Here is a 22,318-nt window from a genome sequence, read left to right on the forward strand (position 1 = left end):
AGCACCACGCCCAGTACCGCCGGGTGCAGCGCGGCGATGATGTCGGCCTTGAGGAAGGTCGGTGCCAGTGACGGCGGGGCGGACACGATGCCGCTATACGGCGTGTAACCCAGGGCAATCGAAATCGCGGTGACGGTCAGGATGCCGATGATGATGGCGCCGGGCACGCCGCGGCGGTCGAGCACCACCATCAGCAAGAAGCCGAATGCCGCCAGCAGCACCGATGGCGTACCCAAGGGGCCCAGTGCCAGCATGGTGTCGGGGTTGGCAACCACGATACCGGCTTGCTGCATGGCGATCAGCGAGATAAACAGGCCGACGCCGGCCGAGATCGAGTGCTTGAGGCAGGCAGGAATGGCATTGACAAACCATTCGCGCACCTTGAACAGGCTGACCAGAATAAACAGGATGCCGGACAGGAATACCGCACCGAGCGCGGTTTCCCACGGCAGGCCCATGCCCTTGACCAGACCGAAGGCGAAAAAGGCGTTGATGCCCATGCCCGGCCCCTGGCCGATCGGATAGTTGGCCAGCAAACCCATCAGCAGGCAGCCGATGGCACCGGCGAGGCAAGTGGCAACAAACACCGCGCCGTGGTCCATGCCGGCGGCGGCGAGGATGTCCGGGTTGACGAACAAAATGGCCGACATGGTGAGGAAGGTGGTAAATCCGGCGAGGATTTCGGTGCGCACGGACGAGCCTTGCGCACGGATGTGGAACAGTTTTTCCAGCATGCGTGATTCCGGAGAGAGATTGCGAAAACCCGAACACAGTCGGGTGCTAGGCGGGCGGCCGGCAGATATCCGGCGCCCGCTCCGTCAGGGGCGCAAGTATAGAGGAGATGGAGAATAGGGAACAGGGAATGGGGAATGGGGAATGGCGGGCTTGGCCCGCCTTCGGGAATTATTGCTTGCCCAGCCACTGCACGCGGGTGCCGGCCAGCCTGTCGTGCAGGCTGCGCTGTTCCGGGTCTATGCCACGGGCGATAAAGGGTAGCGGTAGCCAGATCAAGGCCAGCCATAGTGGTGCGGCTTCGCCCAGCGAGCGGCTCCAGCCGGCATAGGCGAGGGCCGGTACGCCGACAAACAGGGCCAGAGCGATCAGGTAGCGGCGCAGTGCCGTTGGCCAGTCCAGTGCGCGGCCATCGGCGCGTACCAGCTTGAGGCGCCAGGTTTTCATCGCCAGCGTCTGTCCACCCTTGACCCAGCACCAGCCGTAATAGGCAAACAGCAGGCCCGCCAGCAGCAGGCGAAATAGTTGCTCGGCAGCAAAGCTTGCGCCAAGCACGGCCTTGAGCGGGGTCAATAGCGTGGCTAGCGCCAGCAGTACGGCGGCGGTGAGCAGCAGTTCGTACACCAGGGCTGCCAGGGTACGGCTGAATGAGGGGGGGGTAAGGTCAGTTGGCATCAGGTTTGGGGCGGGAATACAGGTGGCGATATTCTACCTGAATGGACGCGGTGTACGCGGCCGCTGTTGAGTGCCTCATGAGTGGCCGCGTGTGGCGGCCCGGCCTAGATCTGGTTGCGGCCATTCTAATTGCGGCCAGACGAGGGCAAGAGCGCAGGCCAGAAGTGTATAGCAGGCTAACCGGAACAGGGCTTGGCGCTTGAGCGCAAGCCAGGGACGCAGGCGGGCACCGCGGCTGGGCCCGGCCTGTGCTAGTGCATCCAGTGCCGCCTGGCAGGGCGGGGATAGGCGGGCGGGCTCTGCCGGCAGACCATGATTCAGGGCAGCAGCAATCGCCGAGTCCAGACTGGCATAAGCCGTATGCTGGCCGAGGCCCTTTATCGCCAGCAGGGTATGCAGGGCATGGCGCCCCGAGCGTTCCCGCCGGATTAAGGCACTGCGCGAGCATGCCATGCTGCTTGCGGCCTGTTGCGGGCTGAACCCCAGCCAGTGGCGCAAGAGGTAAGCCTGCCTTTCCTGGGCCGGCAATAAGGCCAGCGCAGCGTGCAGCAGGGGCGGGATCTCTTGACTGCCGCACCAGTTGGCATCCGGCGCCGCGGCGCTCAGGGTTTCCAGCAAAATGGGGGCATCGGCGTCCTGAATGTGGACATGCAAGCGTGCCCATAGCGGCCGGCGGACGGATCGAGCCAGAACCTGCGCCAGCGTGCGCTGAAATAAAAGCGGTAATTGCGCCGGGCTGGCGGCGGCATAAAGACGGATGGTCCTTGCCTGTGCCCGGCTGACCGCTTCTTGCGCAGCCAGCGGGTCGGGCAGTGCCAGCGATGCCTGGTAGCGCGCTTTGGCTTCGATCGCGCGAAGGAAGTCGGATAATTGTTTGCGGGTTGCCATCAATAAATTTTGCTAGGGTCAGGGCGCTATCTTAGCAAAGAGCCGTCCCTGAGGGTATGACTATGGCAACGGCCGGTTTTTCTATCTGGCCGGCGGCTTGTGCAGATGCACAAAAGCGCTTGACCGTGTTTTGGCAGATACGCTATGGTCATTATCTGCAACGGGACGCAATAGATAAGAAGAGGCCAAGATGCAAATATCGGGCGCGGAAATACTGGTCCGCTGCCTGCAGGAAGAAGGTGCCGAGTATGTTTTCGGTTACCCCGGCGGCGCGGTTCTAGAAATATATGATGCAATCTTCAGGCAGAGCCAGTTCAAGCATGTACTGGTGCGGCATGAGCAGGCCGCCATTCATGCAGCGGATGCCTACTCGCGCTCCTGCGACAAGGTTGGCATTGCACTGGTGACTTCGGGTCCCGGTGCGACCAATGCGGTGACCGGCATTGCCACCGCCCATATGGATTCGATACCGCTGGTGGTGATCTCCGGCCAGGTCGCGACACCGGCCATCGGTATGGATGCCTTTCAGGAAGTGGATATGGTGGGTATCACCCGCCCGTGCGTGAAGCACAACTTTCTGGTCAAGGACATCAAGGATCTGGCGGAAACGATCAAAAAGGCATTCTACATTGCCCGTACCGGTCGCCCCGGTCCGGTGGTGATCGATATTCCCAAGGATGTGACTCAAGCCAAGGCCGAGTTTGTCTATCCGGATAGTGTGAGCATCCGCTCCTACCTGCCGGTGACGCGCGGCCATCCGGGCCAGATCAAGAAGGCTATCGGCTTGCTGATGGACGCCAAGCGGCCGTATATCTATGTCGGTGGCGGCGCGATACAAGGGGGTGCCGCAGCAGAAGTGACCGAGCTTGTACGTGCGCTGGGTCTGCCATGTACCAATACCCTGATGGGTCTGGGCGCTTATCCCGGCTCTGATCCGCAGTTTTTGGGCATGCTGGGCATGCATGGCACTTACGAAGCCAATATGGCGATGCAGAACTGCGATGTACTGGTCGCTATCGGCGCGCGCTTCGATGACCGGGTGATCAGCTCGCCCGAGCACTTTTTGTCCAGCCCGAAGAAGATCATCCATATCGATGTCGATCCGTCTTCGATCGCCAAGCGCGTCAAGGTGGACGTGCCGATTGTGGGCGATGTCAAACATGTGCTGAAAGACATGCTGGAGCTGATCCGTGCCTCCAGTCAGCGTCCGGATGCCGCTGCGCTGGCGAACTGGTGGCAGCAGATTGAAGCCTGGCGTGCCCGTGATTGCCTGCTGTACAAGCCGTCCAGCGAGTTCATCAAGCCGCAGCATGTGGTGCAAACCCTGTACGAGATTACCGGCGGCAATGCCATCATTACCTCCGATGTGGGCCAGCACCAGATGTGGGCGGCACAGTACTACAAGTTTGACCGGCCCAAGCAGTGGCTGAATTCGGGCGGGCTTGGCACCATGGGCTTCGGCTTGCCGGCGGCCATGGGCGCGCAACTGGCCAACCCGGATGCTACCGTCGCCTGTATCACCGGCGAAGGCTCTATCCAGATGAACATTCAGGAACTGTCGACCTGCAAGCAGTACCACACGCCGGTGAAGGTGATTTCGCTGAACAACCGTTATCTGGGCATGGTGCGCCAGTGGCAGGAGTTCTTCTACGGCACGCGCTACTCCGAGTCGTATATGGATGCGCTGCCGGACTTCGTGAAGATCGCCGAGGCTTATGGTCACGTCGGCATCAAGATCGAAAGCCCGGCCGACGTCGAGCCGGCGCTGCGCGAGGCATTCAGCGCCAAGCTGAAAGAGCGTCTGGTATTTATGGACTTCCGAACCGATCAGTCGGAAAACGTGTTCCCGATGATACGCAACGGCAAGGGTCTGGATCAGATGGACCTGCCGCCGCATATGCGTGAAGACGATACGCCGGCTGCCGATCGCGACTACGGCAACCTGTGCTGAGCGGAGAGATCACGATGAAACACATTCTTTCCATTTTGCTGGAAAACGAAGCGGGCGCACTGTCCCGCGTCGTGGGGCTGTTTTCGGCCCGCGGTTACAATATTGATTCGTTGACGGTATCGACTACCGAAGACCCGACGCTATCGCGCATGACCATCGTGACGCACGGGTCCGACGACGTGATCGAACAGATTACCAAGCAGCTCAACAAGCTGATCGAGGTAGTCAAGGTGATCGACCTCAACGAGTCCGAGCACATCGAACGCGAGATGATGCTGATCAAGGTGCGCGCTACCGGCAAGGAGCGCGAGGAGATGAAGCGCATGGCGGATATTTTCCGCGGCCGCATTATCGACGTCACCGAGAAGACCTACACCATCGAGTTGACCGGAACCAGTGACAAGCTCGGCGCCTTTATCGAGGCCATAGACCGCGCCGTCATTCTGGAAACGGTCCGCACCGGTGCCTCGGGCATCGGTCGTGGTGAGCGGATACTGAAGATTTGAACTGCGGCAGCGGGAGTCCGGGATCAAGCCGCCCTGATCCCGGGTTTCCGATAGCGACATAACGACATAACGACACAAGGAAAAACAACATGAAAGTTTTTTACGATAAAGATGCCGATCTCTCCATCATCAAGGACAAGCGTGTCGCCATCATCGGTTACGGCTCGCAGGGCCATGCCCACGCGCAAAACCTGAAAGAGTCCGGTGTCGAGGTCGTGGTTGGTCTGCGCAAGGACGGTGCATCATGGGCCAAGGCCGAAGCGGCCGGCCATAAGGTAAAGGAAGTCGCCGAAGCGGTGAAAAAAGCCGATGTGGTGATGATTCTGCTGCCGGACGAAAGCCAGCCTGACGTCTACGCCAAGGACATCGCCCCTAACCTGAAAAAAGGCGCGGCACTGGCCTTCGCTCACGGCTTCAACATCCATTACAACCAGATCATCCCGGCTGCCGACATCGACGTGATCATGGTTGCGCCTAAGGGCCCGGGCCACACCGTGCGTTCCGAATATGTGAAGGGTGGCGGCGTACCGACCCTGATCGCCGTGTATCAGGACAACTCCGGCAAGGCACGCGATATCGCGCTGTCCTACGCTGCGGCCAACGGCGGCACCAAGGGCGGCGTGATCGAGACCAACTTCCGCGAAGAAACCGAAACCGACCTGTTCGGCGAACAGGCGGTACTGTGCGGCGGCGCCGTTGAGCTGGTGAAAGCCGGTTTCGAAACGCTGACCGAAGCCGGTTACGCACCGGAAATGGCCTACTTCGAGTGCCTGCACGAGCTGAAGCTGATCGTCGACCTGATGTACGAAGGCGGCATCGCCAACATGAACTACTCGATCTCGAACAACGCCGAGTATGGCGAGTACGTGACCGGGCCGGAAGTGGTGACTTCCGCCACCAAGGAAGCGATGAAGAAGGCGCTGTACCGCATCCAGTCGGGCGAATACGCCAAGATGTTCATCCTCGAAGGCAAGACCAACTACCCTTCGATGACCGCCCGTCGCCGCCTGAACGCCGAGCATCCGATCGAGAAGGTGGGTGCCGAACTGCGCGCCATGATGCCGTGGATCGCCAAGAACAAGCTGGTTGACCAGTCCAAGAACTAAGCCTGTTTGGTGCATGAAAAAAGCCGGGATGTTGTCCCGGCTTTTTGATTGATGACAGATCCCGCTTGCACTGCAAGCAGGATCTGTCTTGAAAACAGGAAGGCTGCCGGTTCAAATACTTAAGTGGAGCGGCCCGGCTACGCCGGGTCCGGAAACTTCTTTTGAAGATGACTTTGCCAGCAGCCTGAAAGCCGGGACGCTGTCCCGGCTTTTTTGCGTCTGCGGCAGGCTTAATCCGCCATCGTCTCGCCCATGCGCACTGCGCGTGCCGGCGCCCACGCCGGATTGAATCGCAGATCGCCGTGCGGAAATAGCAGCACCACGGTCGAGCCCAGCAGGAAGCGGCCCATTTCCTCGCCTTTTTGCAGGCGGATATCCTGATCCTGATAGTCCCAGTGCACGATCTTGCCCGGACGCGGCGGGTTGACTACGCCGTGCCACACGGTAGCCATGCTGCCGACGATGGTGGCACCGACCAGCACCAGTACGAACTGGCCTTCCGGCGAATCAAACAGGCAGACCACGCGCTCGTTGCGTGCGAACAGCGCATCCACTCCACGGGCAGTCGCCGGATTCACCGAATACAGCTCGCCCGGTACATAAGTCATCTGCAGCAAACGGCCAGCACACGGCATGTGAATGCGGTGATAGTCGCGCGGGCTTAAATAGATGGTGGCGAACTGGCCGTGTTCGAATTGCTGTGCCAGCTTGGCATCGCCGGCGAGCAGGGCGCTGGTGCTATACGAGCGGCCCTTGGCCTGGAAAATCTGGCCGGACTCGATACGGCCGAACTGGCTGATGGCGCCATCGACCGGGCACAGCAGGCGGCTGCCGGCCAGCGGACGCACGCCGGGCTTGAGTGCGCGGGTGAAGAATTCGTTAAAGCTTGTGTAGCTAGCAGGATCGCTGGCCGCCGCTTCCGCCATATTGACCTGATAGCGGGCAATAAAATCGCGTATCAGCCATTGGGTGAGTTTGCCTGCTTGCAGGCTGGCGACAAAGCCGAACAAACGGGTTATGGCCAGCTTGGGCAGCACATGTTGCAACAGTACAAAAAGGCGCTCGGACAAGGGCGGTCCCCAAAAAGTCAAAGGGAAGAATTATATCCTATCTGTTTGTGCCTTGCCGGCGGCATGACGGGCCAACTGGTCAGCGCAAATTTTGCTAGCAGCACAGGATTGAATTAGACATATTGTCTGAAATTGTAAATTAGACACAGGTAAAGCTGATTTTTTAAAATTCATTCGCATATTATTTGACATCATGTCGATGATTTTCTAGTCTATGACAAACAGTCAGCAGGAGAGCGCAATGCAATTGGACATCGAACGATTGATCGCCGATTTCGGTGGTCCCGGAATCATTGCCGAGGCACTTAGCCTGGCTTTTCCGGATGAACCGGTGTCGCGGGCCGCAATCTATAAGTGGCGCGAGCGCGGCAGCCTGCCGCTGGCGCAGCTGAACAAGCTGGCGCAACTGGCGGCAAGCCAGGGCAAAAGATTCGACTACAGCGACTATCTGGTTGGCACTTTGCTGGCCGGCGGACATGGGAGAGCATTCGATATGGGCGACCGTTTGATCATTTTTGATACCACCTTGCGTGATGGCGAGCAGTCACCGGGCGCATCCATGAGCCGTGAAGAAAAGCTGCGCATTGCGCGCCAGCTGGAGCGTCTGGGTGTCGATGTGATCGAGGCCGGCTTTGCGGCGGCAAGTTTGGGCGATGCCGAGGCGATACGCGGCATTGCCGAGGCGATACGCGAGTCGACGGTGTGCTCGCTGGCACGCGCCAACGAGCGCGATATCCGTGCCGCCGGCGAGGCGATTGCGCCGGCTGCGCGCGGCCGTATCCACACCTTTATCGCGACCAGCCCGATCCATATGGAAAAGAAGCTGCGCATGCAGCCGGACGAGGTGGTCGAGGCCGCGGTGAAAGCCGTGAAACTGGCACGCGAATATACCGATGATGTCGAATTCTCGGCCGAAGATGCGCTGCGTTCCGATCCGACTTTTCTCGCGCGTATCTTTGGCGAAGTGATCGCCGCCGGTGCTTCCACCATCAATGTACCGGACACAGTCGGTTATGCGGTACCGCGTGTGACCGAGGCCTTCTTCCGCGACCTGATCGGTGCCACGGTGGGCGGTAACCGGGTGGTATGGTCGGCGCACTGCCATAACGATCTGGGCATGGCGGTGGCCAATAGTCTGGCGGCGGTACTGGGCGGCGCGCGTCAGGTGGAATGCACCATCAATGGTCTGGGCGAGCGCGCCGGCAATGCCGCGCTGGAAGAAATCGTGATGGCGGTCAAGACGCGGCGCGATATCTTTAATGTCGATACCCGCATCGATGCCACGCAGATCGTGCCGGCCTCGCGTCTGGTATCGACCATTACCGGCTATCCGGTGCAGCCGAACAAGGCTATTGTCGGTGCCAATGCCTTCGCCCACGAGTCCGGTATTCATCAGGATGGCGTACTCAAGCACCGCGAAACCTACGAGATCATGTCGGCCGAATCGGTGGGCTGGAGCGCCAACCGCCTGACGCTGGGCAAGTTGTCGGGGCGCAATGCGTTCAAGACCAAGCTGGCGGCGCTGGGCATCGTAATCGACAGCGAAGAAGCGCTGAATGCTGCCTTTACCCGCTTCAAGGAACTGGCCGACAAGAAGCGCGAAATCTTCGATGAAGACCTGCATGCACTGGTGTCGGACGAACTGGTGTCCATCGAGCAGGAAGATTACAAGTTTGTATCGCTCAAAATCGCAACCGAAACCGGTGAGCCGCCACTGGCCGCCATCGTGTTTGGCCAGCATGGCGCCGAGCAGCGTGCCGAATCGTCCGGCTCCGGCCCGGTGGATGCCGCATTCAAGGCGATAGAGAGTGTGGTGCATAGCGGCGCCGAGCTGGAGCTGTATTCGGTCAATGCCATTACCAAGGGCACCGAATCGCAGGGCGAGGTCACGGTCAGGCTGGAAAAGGAAGGCCGTATCGTCAACGGTCAGGGTGCCGATACCGACATTATCGTCGCCAGCGCCAAGGCGTATCTGTCGGCACTGAACAAGCTGTTCCATAAGGATGAACGGGTAAAAGCACAAGGTAACGTCTGAGTTTTCGGTTTGACATCCGGTACGCCGTGCCTCCCTTGCGTGGTCCCCGACCATTCCCGTCCCGTTGCAGGCTCGGGTGACGCAGCGGATATGCGCGGCAAGCCACAAGGTTTCACTACACCCTTTTGATTGAAACCCTAGGCCCACAAGGCCGCCTCTTAATTTCTGCCCAAGCTCATAAGGCTTGGGCACCGGACTAGCCGACCCATGAGGTCGGCTTTGTCGTGTCCGGCAGCCCGGGCAGTAAAAATGGATTCGACGGTGAGTGATGTCGCGGGCGAGTCAGAGCTTCCTGCTGCGGCGACGGGCAATCGCCCCCATCAGGGCCATCGCGGCTAGCATCATGGCGTAGGTTTCCGGTTCGGGTACGGCTGCCACCGTGCTGGCCAGAATAAAGTCCTGTTTGTAGGCATTCGTCAGGCGCTGGGTATTCCAGGTGACCTTGGAGGCATCCAGGTTCTTGGCCTCGTTCAGCCACTGGGTTGCCGTATTATTGGCGGTGGATGTCCAACTGGACGCTCCGAAGTTACCGGATCCGTTGCCGTACTGTACCTTGAAGCTGTCTTGGGCTTCGGAGACGATTTCCCATACTGCCAGCTGGAATGCAAGCCCTGCGGCCAGATTAGTGACCTTATCATTCGCGACGGTATACAGACGGTTAAGCATATTGCTGTCGGCCGCAGAGAAGCTGGCCAGCGTGTAGTGGGTGGCATCCCAGCTCAGGGGCTGATTCAGCTCGACGCAATAGGTCGAGAACGACTTGCCGTCCAGCGTGCCTTTCAGGGTGCCGGCACCGACATTCAGCCAGCTTTGGCCGCCATTGGTCGTGACGGTGGCATTGGATAGCGGGCTCTGGCTTGGGTTCAGGTCCAGATTCAGGGCCTGAGCCAGCGGGGCAAACGGTAAGATGGCCAGCAGGAGTGCACCAGCCTTGAATGCATATTTCATGAGATTCTCCTCGGGTTAAAGGACGTCATCGTCCTGACACATTGGTGGATGGCTTGCCGGCACATGCTCTTTTGCCGCTGGCCAGCTCCACTGGCTAGGTTTAGGAGACAATATTAATTTAGTCAAATCGGCTTTAAGTTGATTAAATTGTTTTATTTATAATGTTGCTATGACATTAATAGACCAAGCCGCTGTGGTTTCTTCCGTTGTTGTTCACGACCGGTCTTGTCTGGCGGATGCCGGCTATTTTGCAGACATTCTTGCTGGCATCGCCATCATCGGGCACTGGCAGTGCTACAATTGCGCGCATTTTCATGCCTCCGCCCTCCCTCACCATGCAGCTACTCAAAGATAAAATCCTTAGCGACGGTCGTCTGCTCGATGGCTATGTACTTAAGGTCGACAATTTCCTCAATCACCAGCTGGATGTGGCGCTGCTCGATGCCATGGGAGCGGAGTTTGCCAGCCGTTTTTCCGGGGTCAAGATCGACAAGATCCTGACCGTCGAGGCCTCCGGTATTGCCGTGGCGGTGATGGCGGCGCGCCACTTCGGCAATGTGCCGGTGGTGTTTGCCAAGAAAACCGAGAGCCTGACGCTGGATCAGGATGCGTTCGAGAGCGATGTCTACTCGTTTACCAAACAGAAAACCTATCGTGTGCGCGTATCGCGCCGTTACCTTGTGCCCGGCGAGCGGGTGCTGGTGCTGGATGACTTTCTCGCCAATGGCCATGCGGCTTGTGGGCTGATCGACATCGTGCGTCAAGCAGGCGCCGAGACGGTGGGAGTCGGTATCGTGATTGAAAAGGGTTTCCAGAACGGCCGCGCGCTGATCGAAGAGGCCGGTGTGAGCCGGGTCGAGTCGCTGGCTATCCTGAAAAGTATTGCCGAAGGCAAGATCGAGTTTGTCTGATATTTAAGCAGGTCACGCACTATCGCCGGCATGTTTGCCGGCGATATTTTTTTGCCTGCAACAAAAGTGTAAGCGCCGATTTTTGGCATGATATTGCGATGTAACGGGATTAGTCAGTTTGTTTTCATCTAAAAAATGATTTTTGCATTTAAACATTGTGCATGATCAAGCTGGCCGGACAGGATGGTGGGTACTATGACGAGCAAGAGTATTTGTCGTGGTCTGGACAGCTAGGGATTTAAAAAAGGGGAAAATAAATGCTAGGTATCGAGTTAGCCGTGGTCTTGGGCGCCATTTTCTTGGGTGCCCGCTTGGGGGGAGTCGGCATCGGCTTTGCCGGTGGTCTTGGGGTCGTGGCCTTGGCCATTCTGGGGACGTCGCCGGGCAGCATTCCGTGGGATGTGATCCTGATCATCATGGCGGTGATTGCGGCAATTGCATCGATGCAGGTTGCCGGCGGTATGGATTATCTGGTGAGTCTGGCGGAGAAACTGCTGCGCAAACATCCGAAATACATCACCTATCTGGCGCCGCTGGTGACCTACTTCATGACTCTGCTGGCCGGCACCGGGCACACCGCATTTTCGACCTTGCCGGTCATTGCCGAAGTCGCCAAAGAGCAGGGCATACGTCCGTCACGGCCGTTGTCGATTTCGGTGGTGTCGTCGCAAATCGCCATTACGGCATCGCCGATATCGGCGGCCGTGATTTTTGTCTCGGGCGTGCTGGAGCCGTTGGGTGTCAGCTATCTGCAGTTATTGGCCATCACGATACCGACGACACTGGCCGCGGTGGTGCTGACCTCTTTTGTTGCCAACCGCCTGGGTTGCGAGCTCAAGGATGATCCGGTGTATCAGGAGCGTCTGGCCAAGGGGCAGGTGACGATACGCGGCGAGCAGAAGCTGGAAATTCTGCCCCATGCCAAGCTGTCGGTCATGCTGTTTCTGACGGCCATCGTCGCCGTGATGCTGTATGCGACCGCGATCTCGCCTACGGTAGGCCTGATCGAAAAGCCGGTGATGCCGCGTAACGACGCGATCATGGCCATCATGCTGTCGGCTGCCGCCATGATCAGCATGCTGTGCAAGATCGATACCGGCAAGGTGCTGAATGCGGCGACGTTCAAGTCCGGCATGTCGGCCTGTGTGTGCGTGATGGGCGTGGCTTGGCTGGGGGATACCTTTGTAAGCGCGAATATCGACGGCATCAAGGAAACGGCCAGTACCTTGCTGGACAGTTATCCGTGGATGCTGGCCGTGGTATTGTTTTTTGCATCCATGTTGCTGTATTCGCAGGCAGCCACCGCCAAGGCGCTGTTGCCTGCCGCCCTGTTGCTGGGCGTGAGCCCGCTGACGGTGATCGCCTCGTTCGCGGCGGTGTCGGCGCTATTCGTGCTACCGACTTATCCGACCTTGCTGGCGGCGGTGGAGATGGATGAAACCGGCTCTACCCGTATCGGCAAAGCCGTGTTCAATCATCCGTTTATTATTCCGGGTGTGCTGGCGATCAGCCTGTCGGTTGCCTTCGGCTTTTTGCTGGGTGGACTGGTGCTGTAAATGATGTTCTGAGACGCAAAAAAGGCGCTTGACGGCGCCTTTTTTGCGTCTGCTTTCAGCTTCAAGGCATATTGGCGGTAAACACGCGGTTGCCGTTGACGGTGCCGACAAACGGCGCACCGGCGACTTCCTGGCTTGCGATCACGCCGCTCATGCTGGCGGATTTTCCGCTGACGGTGGTGCCATTGCACAGCAGGGTATTGGTGTTGCCTGCATTTTCACACACCAGCGGGCCGGCTAGCGGGTGGCCGGCATCGGCAAACCATTGCGTGCCGTAGGCTGCCACATTATTGCGTACGGTCGGTGCCATCATGGTCTGGCAGGCGGATAGCAGGGCGGTGCCCAGCGCGAGGCTGGCCAGTCGGGTCATCTTGTTCATCTTGATCTCCATCGTTACAAATCGGTCTGCGCCTGACTGCAGTGCAGGCCATTGCACTATTTTAGGTGCATGTGCAATACAGCATCGGTAAATCTTGCACCTGCCGGATTCTGTCCTAGCATCAGTAAACCAGCCGTCATTACCAGGCTGAGTTCTGTATCCATTGGGCCTGATTGGGCCGGGATTTATTGTGAGGGGGAGCCATGCTGCCATTGCGCCTAGCTTTGCCGGTGCCCATCTTGTTTTGTGCCGGCGTGCATGCTGCCGAATACAATTTCCAGACGCCGGTTACCAGTGTCGCGCGCAGTATCTACGACCTGCATACGCTGCTTCTTTATATCACCATCACCATCGTTGTCATCGTTTTTGGCGTGATGTTCTACGCCATTATCCGCCACCGCAAGACGGCGGGACGCACGGCCAAGCAATTCCACGAGAACACCACGGTCGAGATTGTCTGGACGGCCATTCCGCTGTTGATTCTGGTCGGCATGGCATGGCCGGCAACCCAGGCGGTGCTGGCGCAAAAAAGCACGCGTGGCGAGGACATGACGGTCAAGGTTACCGGCTACCAGTGGAAATGGCAGTACGACTATCTGGATGAGGGCGTGGCCTTTATGAGCCACCTCACGACGCCGCGCGACGGCACGCTCAAGACCGCCGGCGGGCCTTATCTGCTGGAAGTGGACGAGGCGCTGGTGGTGCCCACCGGCAAGAAAGTCCGCCTGATTCTCACCGCCAACGATGTCATCCACTCATGGTGGGTGCCGGCGCTGGGGGTCAAGCAGGATGCCATTCCCGGTTATGTGCGTGATACCTGGTTCAAGGTTGATACCCCCGGCATCTATCGCGGCCAGTGTGCCGAGCTATGCGGCAAGGATCACGGTTTCATGCCCATCGTCGTCGATGCCCGGACGCCGGAGGAGTACCAGAAGTGGCTGGCGGCCAAGAAGGTCGCCGCAGCCGCCAGGGTGGAAGACCCGAACAAGGTGTGGAAACTGCCCGAGCTGATGGCACGCGGCGAGAAGGTCTACCTGCAAAATTGCGTGGCCTGCCATCAGGTCAATGGCGGCGGTGTGCCCGGTGCTTTCCCTGCCCTGGCCGGCTCCAAAATTACCACCACCGACAAGCCCGGCCATATCGATATCGTGCTGAACGGCAGCAGGAAAAATGCGGCGATGGCGGCGTGGGGCAAGCAATTGTCGGATACCGAGCTGGCGGCGGTGATCAGCTACGGGCGCAATGCCTGGGGCAATAACACCGGCGACATCGTTCAGCCCAAAGAGATCAAGGCCGCGCGCGGCGGCAAGGTTTAAGGAGACAGCATGAATATCGCCGATGGTGCACACCTTGCCGGACACCTTGCCCACGACAAGCCGCGCGGCCTTGCGCGCTGGCTGTTCGCCACCAATCACAAGGATATCGGCACGCTGTATCTGTGGTTCTCGTTTGCGATGTTCCTGTCCGGCGGGGTGATGGCGCTGGGGATACGTGCCGAGCTGTTTAGCCCGGGGCTGCAATTCTGGCAGCCCGAGCTCTTTAACCAGCTCACCACCCTGCACGGGCTGGTGATGGTGTTCGGCGCCATCATGCCGGCCTTCACCGGCCTCGCAAACTGGATGCTGCCCTTGATGATAGGCGCGCCGGATATGGCATTCGCGCGCATGAATAACTGGAGCTTCTGGCTCTTGCCGCCGGCGGCGCTATTGCTGATGATTTCGTTCTGGGTGCCCGGCGGCGCGGCGGCGGCCGGCTGGACGCTGTATGCCCCGCTGTCGACCCAGGGAGGCATGGGCATTGACCTGACCATCTTTGCCATCCACATCCTCGGCGTCAGCTCCATCATGGGGGCGATCAATATTGTCGTCACCATTCTCAACCTGCGTGCGCCGGGCATGACGCTGATGAAGATGCCGATGTTTGCCTGGGCCACGCTGATTACCGCCTATCTCATTATTGCGGTAATGCCGGTGCTGGCCGGGGTGGTGACCATGGTGCTGACCGACCGCCATTTCGGTACCCATTTTTTTAATGCCGCCGGTGGCGGCGACCCGGTGATGTATCAGCATATCTTCTGGTTCTTCGGCCACCCCGAGGTCTACATCATGGCCTTGCCGGCTTTCGGCATTGTCAGTCAGGTGATTCCGACTTTCGCCCGCAAGCCGCTATTCGGCTACACCTCCATGGTGTACGCCACCTCCAGCATTGCGCTGCTGAGCTTTATGGTGTGGGCGCACCATATGTTCACCACCGGCATGCCGGCCACCGCGCAGCTGTTTTTCATGTACGCGACCATGCTGATCGCGGTACCGACCGGGGTGAAGGTGTTCAACTGGGTGGCGACGATGTGGGAAGGCGCGATGACCTTCGAGACACCGATGCTGTTCGCCATCGGTTTCGTGATGCTGTTTACCATCGGGGGGCTATCCGGCGTAATTCTGTCGGTGGCGGCGGTCGATACCCAGTTGCAGGACACCTATTACGTGGTGGCGCATTTTCATTACGTGCTGGTGGCCGGTGCCCTGTTCAGCCTGTTTTCCGCCGTCTATTACTGGTTTCCCAAAATGACCGGCAAGATGTATTCGGAGCCACTGGGCAAGCTGCACTTCTGGTGGTCGCTGGTGTGGTTCAACGTCACCTTCTTTCCCATGCACTTTCTGGGGCTGGCCGGCATGCCGCGCCGTATCCCCGACTACGCGCTGCAGTTTACCGATTTCAATGCCATCGCCAGTGTCGGTGCCTTTATGTTCGGTATCGGGCAACTGATCTTCTTCTACAACATGGTGGTTTCCATCCGTCACGGTGTAAAAGCACCGCAAAAACCGTGGGAAGGGGCCAATACGCTGGAGTGGGCGATTGCCACGCCGGCGCCGTATCACAGCTTTGTGGTCGCCCCCGAGCTCAAGGTCGGCGACAACGGCGTGATTCTGCAGATGAAGGGCGACGAGCACCATTGAGGATGCGCTGATGCATACCGCGAACGGGATTTTATTGAAAAAGCTGTTGCTGATTGCCTGCCTGATGTTTGGTTTTGCCTGGGCGCTGGTGCCGCTATACCGCACCATCTGTGAAGTGACCGGCATCAATCGCGTGGTCAAGGCCGACGAAGCACCGGCGGTTGCGACAGATAGCGTGGTCGCTGTTGGCGCGCCGGTGACGCTGGTGTTTGACGCCAATGTGCAGGCCGGACTGCCGTGGCAGGTGAAGCCGCTGGTGCGAAAGCTCGCTGCACGTACCGGTGAATTTGTCCGCGTTGACTATGAAATCACCAACGCCAGCAACCGGCGTGTGGTGGGGCAGGCGCTGCCGCGCTATTTGCCGGCCGCAGCTAGCCCCTATATCCACAAGCTGGACTGTTTTTGCTTCAAGGAACAGGCCTTTGCTCCGGGTGAGACCCGGCGCTTTCCGGTGGTGTTTGTGGTGAGCCGCGAACTGCCGGCCGAGATAGCCGAAGTCACACTAGCCTATACCGTGTTCGATGTGCCGGGGCGCAGCATAGCGCCCTGAGGGAAACAGCCATGCGCTTACGGCGGGCGTTGCGGGCGGTGTGGTCTGCTTTTAGCGGTATCAGGCAAAGTGGCGCGGCCGAGGCCGACCGCCAGTTGAAGGTTGGCGAGATCATCGTGGCCGCACTGCTGCTGGCAGGGTTGCTGATTGCGGGTTTGTTGTTTGTCGTGCGCCACATCGTGGCCTTAGCGGGAGCTTGATATGGAAACACCTGGCATCGCCTCACCCGATGTGCCTGCCGACCAGCAGACCCGCTACTTCGTGCCGCCCCCCTCGCGCTGGCCGCTGATCGGTGCGGTCGCGCTGTTCTGTATCGGGCTGGGGGCGGCATTCGCGCTCAACGGCATGCTGCTGGGGCCGCTGTCGCTGGGGGTCGGCGTCGCCATTCTGGTGTGGATGCTGAGCGGCTGGTTTCGCGATGTGATACGCGAAAGCCGCGCCGGCAGCTACCACGCCCGCGAGGACATGTCGTTCCGCTGGGGCATGGGCTGGTTCATCTTTTCCGAAGTGATGTTTTTCGCCGCCTTTTTCGGCGCGCTCTATTACGTGCGGGTGATTGCACTGCCGGAGCTGGGTGACGAGGCACACAAGCTGTTGTGGCCCGATTTCACGCCGGCCTGGCCCTTGCAGACTGCACCCGGTATCGATGCCGTGTATCGCTCGATGGGGGCCTGGGGGTTGCCGGCCATCAATACCGCCATCCTGCTGAGCTCGGGCGGCACGCTGACCTGGGCGCACTGGGGGCTGATTTCGGGTAAACGCAGCCAGCTGGCTTGGGGGCTGGGCATCACCGTGCTCCTGGGCTGTCTGTTTCTTGGCCTGCAGGCCTACGAATACCATCATGCGTTCAGTGAACTGGGGCTTTCCTTTGCCTCCGGTGCTTACGGCATGACCTTCTACATGATGACCGGCTTTCACGGCATGCATGTATTCGTCGGTACGTTGATTCTGGCGGTGATCTGGGTGCGTGTGCTGCGCGGCCACTTCAGCGAGCACAATCACTTCGCCTTCGAAGCCGCCGCCTGGTATTGGCACTTCGTTGATGTGGTGTGGCTGTTGTTGTTTGTGTTTGTGTATTGGGTGTGAGGGGGGGTAGGGAATAGGGAATAGGGAATAGGGAATAGGGAATAGGGAATAGGGGGGCTTCTGCGCGGACGGGCTTGAGTCCTTAGCCTCCGATCAGGCGCGTGATGAGCAGCAGCATGAATAGGGCAATAGAGAGCGCTACGCGCAGGGTCAGCGCCCGTACGGTGCGTTCGCGGTTGGCACCGGGGCGCAGCAGGCCGGACAGGGCTGAAAACAGCGTCAGGATAATGGCCAGAACGGCGAGCGCGACGAGGATTTTCATGAAGTTTGCACCGGGCAATATATCGTTAAAGTCTAGTGTCATCATTGGCTGTTGTCTGCTGCCGTTTGTGCTGTGCGCATGGCAGTGGCAGCGCGGGCTGGCGCGCAGTGCCGAGCTGGCCGCTTATGAAGCCGCCGCCCTGCAAGCACCGCAGGTGCTGGCCGAGCAAGGCCGGGCGGCACAACCCGATCGCCGCCGTGTTGCGCTTAGCGGGCGGGTGGTCGGCGATGTGTTGCTGTGGCAGGGGGCGGGCAAGAACGGGCGGCCGGACTACCGCATCTGGCTGCCGCTGGCCTTGAGCGACGGCAGCATGGTGATGGTGGATGTGGGTCGCCTGGCTGCCAATACCCGCTTACCGCTGCTGCCCCATACCCTGACGGTTAACGGGCACTGGCAGCGCTGGCCGCAGGTGCTGACGCTGTCCGGGGCCCGTTTGGGCGACAAGGGGATTGTCGATGCCCCGTTACGCGCGGCACTGGCCGGGCGCTATGGCGAGGCGCTGCGCCCGGGGGTGGTGGTGCTGGAGTCGCCCTTGCCCGGCTTGGCGGCCTCGCCGCTTAAACCGGCCTTCGACCCGCAACGCCATTTTGCCTATGCCCTGCAATGGCTGCTGCTGGGGCTGCTGCTGCTGGTGTCGGCCTGGCGTTTATTCAAACCGGCGAACCGCGCCGGCGGAAGTCTCATGGAGGACAGTGTATGAAATCCAACAAGATACTGTGGCTGATTCTGGCTTTGTGTATGGCGCCGGTCTTGGCTTCCAGCGTGCTTTATTTTGCCTACCCGCCTGCTGGCGGCAAGAGTTACGGCACGCTGTTGCCGACGCAGTCTCTGGCCATCGCCAAAACCAGTGCTTGGCCAAAGGGAAAATGGGTGCTGATGAATACGGCACACGCGCCTTGCGACACGCTTTGCCAGCAGCAGCGTTTCGATCTTGGCCAGATTCATACGGCGCAGAACGAGGGCAGTGAACGGCTGGAGGTGTTGACGCTGTTTAATGCTGGGGCTGCGCTTGATCGTTCGCATGTCGAAATTCTGGTCGGTGACGAGCGCTTGCTGCGTCCGGGGCTGACGCTGGTCGACCCGCTGGGCAATCAGGTACTCAACTACCCGGCAGGCAGCGACCCGACCCGCATCATCCGCGAAGTGGCCAAGGTGATGAAGAGCAATAACGGTTTGGGGTGAGTGGGGAGTGGGGAGCGGGGAATGGGGAATAGGGAATAGGGAATAGGGAATAGGGAATAGGGAATAGGGCGGCGAGCCTGCCGCGGCGTTCGGTTTGTTTCAAGGGAAGTTTATGCCTGCATACCCATCGACTTTGCGCCGGCTGGTCTGGCTGGCGCTGCTGATTGCCTGCATTGTCGTGCCCTTGGGGGCCTATGTGCGCCTGTCCGATGCCGGGCTGGGTTGTCCCGACTGGCCGGGCTGCTATGGACAACTGTCACCGGCGCATGCGCGCGATGTGATTGTCGATATCCACAGCGCCAACCCCGCAGGGCCGGTCAGTATGGCCAAAGCGTGGAAAGAGATGGCGCACCGCTATCTGGCATCCGCTCTGGGGCTGATCATTCTGCTGGCCTGTGCCTTTGCCTGGTGGCGCCGGCTGGCGCTTTCTATCCGCCTCTTCACTTCTGTCTTGCTGCTGGCGGTGATGATGCAGGGCTTGCTCGGCATGTGGACGGTGACGCTCTTGCTCAAGCCGGTGATCGTGTCGCTGCATTTGATAGGCGGCATGCTGATCGTTGCTTTGCTCGCGGTTCAGGCCAGCCACCGAGTCCAGCCTCTGCTGGCCTCGGCCTTGTGGCAGCGCACGCTGGCTTGGTTGCTGCTCGCGGCGCTGTTAGGGCAGATCCTGCTGGGCGGCTGGGTGTCATCCAATTATGCCGCGCTGGCCTGTCAGGGTTTCCCGACTTGCAACGGGCAATGGCAGCCGGCCGATATGCGCTTCGATCATGCTTTCCAGCTGACGCGTGAACTGGGCATGGCCCCCGATGGCAGTTTGCTGCTGTTCGGCCATCTGGTCGCCATTCATTGGCTGCATCGCGTGGGTGCCGTGCTGGTGTCGTGCCTGCTGTTGCTGCTGGTGTGGACCGGGCGGCAGCAGGCTGCCTGGCAGGGACAGCGCCGCCTGTTGTTCGGTTTGTGGCTGCTGCAAATTGCACTGGGCGCCGCCAATGTACTGGCGGCCTTGCCCTTGCCGGTGGCGGTCGCACATAACGCGGTGGCGATGCTGCTGCTGGCTTGCACGCTGACATTGGCCTTGCGTTTTACTTCACCGCGACGGGCGGCTGTTGCTGCCCGTCAGCGCCGGTTTGCCAGACTGTCGGGAGAGCACGCATGAGCACACACACCCTGAATCCGTCACACCAGCCTATCCGCCAGTTATGGCGGCTGGCCAAGCCGCGCGTGGTGTTGCTGATCGTATTCTGTGCCGTCATCGGTATGCTGCTTGCGAGCGATGGATTTCCCGATCCGGCAATCTTGCTGCCGGCGACCGTGGGTATTGCGCTGGTGGCCGGCGCTGCGGCGATGATCAATTGTCTGGTCGAGCGCGGCATCGATGCACGCATGCGCCGTACCGCCAGCCGCGCGACCGCCAGCGGCGAGGCCGGCGTGGGCGCCACCCTGCTTGTGGCGCTGAGTGCCGGCGGTCTGGGTATGGCCTTGCTGGTGGCATTTGTGAATGCGCTGACAGCCTGGCTGACTCTGGCGACTTTTGTCGGCTACGCCATTGTCTATACCCTGCTGCTCAAGCCCAATACCCCGCAGAATATCGTGATCGGTGGCGCCAGCGGTGCGATGCCGCCGCTACTTGGCTGGGCGGCGATGACCGGCGAGATCAGCGCCATGGCCATGGTCCTGTTCCTGATCATCTATGCCTGGACGCCGCCGCATTTCTGGGCGCTGGCTTTGTACCGGCGCGAGGAATACCGCAATGCCGGCCTGCCCATGCTGCCGGTGACGCATGGCGAGCGCTTCACGACACTGACCATGTTGCTGTACACCATCCTGCTGGCCGCGATCTCTTTGCTGCCGGTGGCCCTGCGCGCCAGCGGTGTGCTGTATCTGCTGGCGGCGCTGTTGCTGAATGCCTATTTCATCCGGCTTGCCGTCTGTCTGCACAGAAAGTATGCTGATGAACTCGCACGTCGCATGTTCAAGGGCTCGATCTGGTATCTGACCTGGCTATTTGCGGCCTTGATGTTCGACCACTATTACTTGTTGACCCTTTAAACCATGTTGCGACGCTGCTTGCTATCTGTGTGTATGGGCTTACTGCTGGCATGTAGCCCGCAGCCGGCGGCGCCTGTTTTCAAGGGCAGCGATATTTCCGATGTGGATTTTGGCCGTAATTTCACCCTTACCGGCCAGCATGGCCAGCCGGTGTCGCTGTCCGACTATCGCGGCAAGGTGGTGGCGCTGTTTTTCGGCTATACCCACTGCCCGGATGTGTGCCCGACAACCTTGCTGGAGTACGCGGCGGCGATGAAGGCGCTGGGGCCCGATGCTTCTCGGGTGCAGGTGCTGTTTGTGTCGCTGGATCCCGAGCGCGATACGCCAGCCGTGCTGCAAGGCTATGTGCCGCATTTCGATGCGCGTTTCATCGGCTTGACCGGGTCGGCCAGCCAAAGCGCGGCGGTGGCCAGCCAGTTTAAAGTGGTGGCGCAAAAAGTCGCCACCGCGGGCGGCGGCTATACGCTGGATCATAGCGCCGGCTCGTATCTGTTTGATGGCAACGGCCGTTTACGGGTTTATCAGTCTTACGGCACGCCGGCGGCTGCGCTTGCACATGATATCGGGGCATTGTTGCGGTAAACTGGCAACTTCAATGCCATGCATGTTTCAGGATTAAGCCAGTGAGCGCAGATTCTCCCAACGATGTGTCACGTGATTCCGGTGCACCGGATCTGGCGCAATTTACCCTTAGCAGCCGGCTGGAAATTGCACATCACCTCAAGAGTATTGCCGCGTCCGGCAATATGGCGACGCTGTTTTCCGATCATGGCAAAAGCTTTGTCCTGACCCGGTTGCTGGAAGTGGATCTGGCGGCAGGCCGTCTGGTGTTTGACTGGGGCGGCAGCGAGCCGGCCAACCGCCAGTTGCTGGAGGGCGAGCGCAATGTGTTTGTTTGCGCCCCCGAAGGCGTAAAAACCCAGTGTGTGCTGGGCCAGTTCAGCCGTATCGAGTATGAAGGCCGGCCGGCCTTGTCGGTGGCGCTACCGGAGACGGTACTCAAGCTGCAGCGCCGCGAATGCTTCCGTATCCAGACGCCGGTGGCTAGCCCGCTGCTGTGCCTTATCAACGATTATCCGGTCGAGCCCTTGGTGCTGCCCTTGCTGGACATCAGTCTGGGCGGCATGGCTTTGCTGTTGCCGCGGGATAGCGCCATCAGCGTTAACATCGGCGATGCCTATCGCGACTGCCATATCGAGCTCAAACCGTTCGGCGTGCTGGATGTGGCTTTTGAAGTGCGTTACCAGCAAAGCTCCATCCAGCGCAATGATGTGGAAATTACCCGTGTGGGTTGTCAGTTCCTGAGCATGACGCAGGCTCGCGAAAATCTGGTGCAGCGCTATATCGCCACGCTGGAGCGCGAGCGCCGCGCCCTGTCATTCTGATTTTTATTTCAAAGCAACGACCGTCAGCTACCCCGGCCTAAAGGTGGGAGCTTGTTAAAAGCGAGCTAGGTTGACCAGGGCAAGCGGATT

The 22,318-nt window shown here is 59.7% G+C and carries 24 protein-coding genes; 17 read left to right on the forward strand and 7 right to left on the reverse strand.

What is annotated here, in order from left to right; all coding sequences use genetic code 11:
• From ACRC1E_RS03300 to ACRC1E_RS03310, 3 genes are all read right to left on the reverse strand, one after another.
• Window positions 1-734, reverse strand: a 734-nt coding sequence (locus tag ACRC1E_RS03300; RefSeq protein WP_438513685.1) for an NCS2 family permease, incomplete at its 3' end; no start/stop codon positions are given.
• A 169-nt stretch (window positions 735-903) separates the two neighbouring features.
• Window positions 904-1,407 carry an RDD family protein gene (locus ACRC1E_RS03305; protein ID WP_438513686.1) on the reverse strand — a complete coding sequence of 168 codons (504 nt, stop codon included), beginning with the start codon at window positions 1,405-1,407 and terminating at the stop codon, window positions 904-906.
• A gap of 75 nt (window positions 1,408-1,482) precedes the next feature.
• A complete protein-coding gene (locus ACRC1E_RS03310) occupies window positions 1,483-2,295 on the reverse strand; it encodes a sigma factor-like helix-turn-helix DNA-binding protein (protein ID WP_438513687.1) in 813 nt (270 codons plus the stop codon).
• A 190-nt stretch (window positions 2,296-2,485) separates the two neighbouring features.
• Here ACRC1E_RS03310 and ilvB point away from each other — a divergent pair, with 190 nt between their 5' ends.
• From ilvB to ilvC, 3 genes are all read left to right on the forward strand, one after another.
• The gene (ilvB, locus tag ACRC1E_RS03315; protein ID WP_438513688.1) at window positions 2,486-4,246 is read left to right on the forward strand and encodes a biosynthetic-type acetolactate synthase large subunit; all 1,761 of its coding nucleotides are present in this window, start codon (window positions 2,486-2,488) and stop codon (window positions 4,244-4,246) included.
• A gap of 14 nt (window positions 4,247-4,260) precedes the next feature.
• Window positions 4,261-4,752 (forward strand): acetolactate synthase small subunit, encoded by a 492-nt coding sequence (ilvN, locus tag ACRC1E_RS03320; protein WP_438513689.1) that lies wholly within the window; start codon window positions 4,261-4,263, stop codon window positions 4,750-4,752.
• Window positions 4,753-4,841: 89 nt separating this feature from the next.
• On the forward strand, window positions 4,842-5,858 hold the full coding sequence (ilvC, locus tag ACRC1E_RS03325; protein ID WP_438513690.1) for a ketol-acid reductoisomerase: 1,017 nt from the start codon (window positions 4,842-4,844) through the stop codon (window positions 5,856-5,858).
• Window positions 5,859-6,088: 230 nt separating this feature from the next.
• Here ilvC and asd read toward each other — a convergent pair whose 3' ends face one another.
• Window positions 6,089-6,928: an archaetidylserine decarboxylase gene (gene asd / locus ACRC1E_RS03330; protein ID WP_438513691.1), complete on the reverse strand. Its 840-nt coding sequence runs from the start codon at window positions 6,926-6,928 to the stop codon at window positions 6,089-6,091.
• A 241-nt stretch (window positions 6,929-7,169) separates the two neighbouring features.
• Between asd and ACRC1E_RS03335 the strand changes: the two genes are divergently transcribed.
• The gene (locus tag ACRC1E_RS03335) at window positions 7,170-8,963 is read left to right on the forward strand and encodes a 2-isopropylmalate synthase (RefSeq protein WP_438513692.1); all 1,794 of its coding nucleotides are present in this window, start codon (window positions 7,170-7,172) and stop codon (window positions 8,961-8,963) included.
• Between the two features lie 282 nt (window positions 8,964-9,245).
• Here the strand turns inward: ACRC1E_RS03335 and ACRC1E_RS03340 are convergent, their stop codons facing one another.
• Complete coding sequence (locus ACRC1E_RS03340) at window positions 9,246-9,911, reverse strand: PEP-CTERM sorting domain-containing protein (protein WP_438513693.1); 666 nt, start codon at window positions 9,909-9,911, stop codon at window positions 9,246-9,248.
• A 314-nt stretch (window positions 9,912-10,225) separates the two neighbouring features.
• On the opposite strand from ACRC1E_RS03340, the gene ACRC1E_RS03345 reads away from it, so the two are divergent.
• Complete coding sequence (locus tag ACRC1E_RS03345; RefSeq protein ID WP_438513694.1) at window positions 10,226-10,822, forward strand: xanthine phosphoribosyltransferase; 597 nt, start codon at window positions 10,226-10,228, stop codon at window positions 10,820-10,822.
• Window positions 10,823-11,079: 257 nt separating this feature from the next.
• Window positions 11,080-12,378, forward strand: a complete 1,299-nt coding sequence (locus tag ACRC1E_RS03350; protein ID WP_438513695.1) for an anaerobic C4-dicarboxylate transporter — start codon at window positions 11,080-11,082, stop codon at window positions 12,376-12,378.
• A 61-nt stretch (window positions 12,379-12,439) separates the two neighbouring features.
• Here ACRC1E_RS03350 and ACRC1E_RS03355 read toward each other — a convergent pair whose 3' ends face one another.
• A complete protein-coding gene (locus ACRC1E_RS03355) occupies window positions 12,440-12,757 on the reverse strand; it encodes a hypothetical protein (protein ID WP_438513696.1) in 318 nt (105 codons plus the stop codon).
• A gap of 203 nt (window positions 12,758-12,960) precedes the next feature.
• Here ACRC1E_RS03355 and coxB point away from each other — a divergent pair, with 203 nt between their 5' ends.
• The 5 genes from coxB to ACRC1E_RS03380 are packed head-to-tail and all read left to right on the forward strand — an operon-like array spanning window position 12,961 to window position 17,350.
• Complete coding sequence (gene coxB, locus ACRC1E_RS03360; protein WP_438513697.1) at window positions 12,961-14,073, forward strand: cytochrome c oxidase subunit II; 1,113 nt, start codon at window positions 12,961-12,963, stop codon at window positions 14,071-14,073.
• Between the two features lie 9 nt (window positions 14,074-14,082).
• Window positions 14,083-15,714, forward strand: a complete 1,632-nt coding sequence (ctaD, locus tag ACRC1E_RS03365; protein ID WP_438513698.1) for a cytochrome c oxidase subunit I — start codon at window positions 14,083-14,085, stop codon at window positions 15,712-15,714.
• Window positions 15,715-15,724: 10 nt separating this feature from the next.
• Window positions 15,725-16,264 carry a cytochrome c oxidase assembly protein gene (locus tag ACRC1E_RS03370; RefSeq protein ID WP_438513699.1) on the forward strand — a complete coding sequence of 180 codons (540 nt, stop codon included), beginning with the start codon at window positions 15,725-15,727 and terminating at the stop codon, window positions 16,262-16,264.
• Between the two features lie 11 nt (window positions 16,265-16,275).
• Window positions 16,276-16,464: a DUF2970 domain-containing protein gene (locus ACRC1E_RS03375; RefSeq protein ID WP_438513700.1), complete on the forward strand. Its 189-nt coding sequence runs from the start codon at window positions 16,276-16,278 to the stop codon at window positions 16,462-16,464.
• A gap of 1 nt (window position 16,465) precedes the next feature.
• A complete protein-coding gene (locus ACRC1E_RS03380) occupies window positions 16,466-17,350 on the forward strand; it encodes a cytochrome c oxidase subunit 3 (protein ID WP_438513701.1) in 885 nt (294 codons plus the stop codon).
• An 82-nt stretch (window positions 17,351-17,432) separates the two neighbouring features.
• Here ACRC1E_RS03380 and ACRC1E_RS03385 read toward each other — a convergent pair whose 3' ends face one another.
• Window positions 17,433-17,612, reverse strand: a complete 180-nt coding sequence (locus ACRC1E_RS03385) for a DUF2909 domain-containing protein (RefSeq protein WP_438513702.1) — start codon at window positions 17,610-17,612, stop codon at window positions 17,433-17,435.
• On the opposite strand from ACRC1E_RS03385, the gene ACRC1E_RS03390 reads away from it, so the two are divergent.
• The 6 genes from ACRC1E_RS03390 (at window position 17,611) to ACRC1E_RS03415 (ending at window position 22,228) form a co-directional block, all read left to right on the forward strand.
• Window positions 17,611-18,312, forward strand: a complete 702-nt coding sequence (locus ACRC1E_RS03390; protein WP_438513703.1) for an SURF1 family cytochrome oxidase biogenesis protein — start codon at window positions 17,611-17,613, stop codon at window positions 18,310-18,312. The genes ACRC1E_RS03385 and ACRC1E_RS03390 overlap by 2 nt on opposite strands.
• Window positions 18,309-18,794 carry a hypothetical protein gene (locus tag ACRC1E_RS03395; RefSeq protein WP_438513704.1) on the forward strand — a complete coding sequence of 162 codons (486 nt, stop codon included), beginning with the start codon at window positions 18,309-18,311 and terminating at the stop codon, window positions 18,792-18,794. The genes ACRC1E_RS03390 and ACRC1E_RS03395 overlap by 4 nt, the downstream gene beginning before the upstream one ends.
• A 112-nt stretch (window positions 18,795-18,906) precedes the next feature.
• Entirely contained in the window at window positions 18,907-19,950 is a 1,044-nt protein-coding gene (locus ACRC1E_RS03400; RefSeq protein WP_438513705.1) for a COX15/CtaA family protein, read from the forward strand.
• The gene (cyoE, locus tag ACRC1E_RS03405; protein WP_438513706.1) at window positions 19,947-20,843 is read left to right on the forward strand and encodes a heme o synthase; all 897 of its coding nucleotides are present in this window, start codon (window positions 19,947-19,949) and stop codon (window positions 20,841-20,843) included. The genes ACRC1E_RS03400 and cyoE overlap by 4 nt, the downstream gene beginning before the upstream one ends.
• Window positions 20,844-20,846: 3 nt before the next feature.
• Window positions 20,847-21,425, forward strand: a complete 579-nt coding sequence (locus ACRC1E_RS03410) for an SCO family protein (protein WP_438513707.1) — start codon at window positions 20,847-20,849, stop codon at window positions 21,423-21,425.
• A gap of 41 nt (window positions 21,426-21,466) precedes the next feature.
• Window positions 21,467-22,228 (forward strand): flagellar brake protein, encoded by a 762-nt coding sequence (locus ACRC1E_RS03415; protein WP_438513708.1) that lies wholly within the window; start codon window positions 21,467-21,469, stop codon window positions 22,226-22,228.
• Window positions 22,229-22,318: the final 90 nt, after the last annotated feature.

Source organism: Craterilacuibacter sp. (assembly GCF_051659485.1).
In the GTDB taxonomy this organism is placed as follows: Bacteria; Pseudomonadota; Gammaproteobacteria; order Burkholderiales; family Chromobacteriaceae; genus Craterilacuibacter.

Bases quoted from the DNA above. Each gene is read 5' to 3' on its own strand.
- ACRC1E_RS03305 (WP_438513686.1), bottom strand. From the start codon at position 1,407: ATGCCAACTGACCTTACCCCCCCCTCATTCAGCCGTACCCTGGCAGCC.
- ACRC1E_RS03310 (WP_438513687.1), bottom strand. From the start codon at position 2,295: ATGGCAACCCGCAAACAATTATCCGACTTCCTTCGCGCGATCGAAGCC.
- ilvB (WP_438513688.1), top strand. From the start codon at position 2,486: ATGCAAATATCGGGCGCGGAAATACTGGTCCGCTGCCTGCAGGAAGAA.
- ilvN (WP_438513689.1), top strand. From the start codon at position 4,261: ATGAAACACATTCTTTCCATTTTGCTGGAAAACGAAGCGGGCGCACTG.
- ilvC (WP_438513690.1), top strand. From the start codon at position 4,842: ATGAAAGTTTTTTACGATAAAGATGCCGATCTCTCCATCATCAAGGAC.
- ACRC1E_RS03335 (WP_438513692.1), top strand. From the start codon at position 7,170: ATGCAATTGGACATCGAACGATTGATCGCCGATTTCGGTGGTCCCGGA.
- ACRC1E_RS03340 (WP_438513693.1), bottom strand. From the start codon at position 9,911: ATGAAATATGCATTCAAGGCTGGTGCACTCCTGCTGGCCATCTTACCG.
- ACRC1E_RS03345 (WP_438513694.1), top strand. From the start codon at position 10,226: ATGCCTCCGCCCTCCCTCACCATGCAGCTACTCAAAGATAAAATCCTT.
- ACRC1E_RS03350 (WP_438513695.1), top strand. From the start codon at position 11,080: ATGCTAGGTATCGAGTTAGCCGTGGTCTTGGGCGCCATTTTCTTGGGT.
- ACRC1E_RS03355 (WP_438513696.1), bottom strand. From the start codon at position 12,757: ATGAACAAGATGACCCGACTGGCCAGCCTCGCGCTGGGCACCGCCCTG.
- coxB (WP_438513697.1), top strand. From the start codon at position 12,961: ATGCTGCCATTGCGCCTAGCTTTGCCGGTGCCCATCTTGTTTTGTGCC.
- ctaD (WP_438513698.1), top strand. From the start codon at position 14,083: ATGAATATCGCCGATGGTGCACACCTTGCCGGACACCTTGCCCACGAC.
- ACRC1E_RS03370 (WP_438513699.1), top strand. From the start codon at position 15,725: ATGCATACCGCGAACGGGATTTTATTGAAAAAGCTGTTGCTGATTGCC.
- ACRC1E_RS03375 (WP_438513700.1), top strand. From the start codon at position 16,276: ATGCGCTTACGGCGGGCGTTGCGGGCGGTGTGGTCTGCTTTTAGCGGT.
- ACRC1E_RS03380 (WP_438513701.1), top strand. From the start codon at position 16,466: ATGGAAACACCTGGCATCGCCTCACCCGATGTGCCTGCCGACCAGCAG.
- ACRC1E_RS03390 (WP_438513703.1), top strand. From the start codon at position 17,611: ATGAAGTTTGCACCGGGCAATATATCGTTAAAGTCTAGTGTCATCATT.
- ACRC1E_RS03385 (WP_438513702.1), bottom strand. From the start codon at position 17,612: ATGAAAATCCTCGTCGCGCTCGCCGTTCTGGCCATTATCCTGACGCTG.
- ACRC1E_RS03395 (WP_438513704.1), top strand. From the start codon at position 18,309: ATGAAATCCAACAAGATACTGTGGCTGATTCTGGCTTTGTGTATGGCG.
- ACRC1E_RS03400 (WP_438513705.1), top strand. From the start codon at position 18,907: ATGCCTGCATACCCATCGACTTTGCGCCGGCTGGTCTGGCTGGCGCTG.
- cyoE (WP_438513706.1), top strand. From the start codon at position 19,947: ATGAGCACACACACCCTGAATCCGTCACACCAGCCTATCCGCCAGTTA.
- ACRC1E_RS03410 (WP_438513707.1), top strand. From the start codon at position 20,847: ATGTTGCGACGCTGCTTGCTATCTGTGTGTATGGGCTTACTGCTGGCA.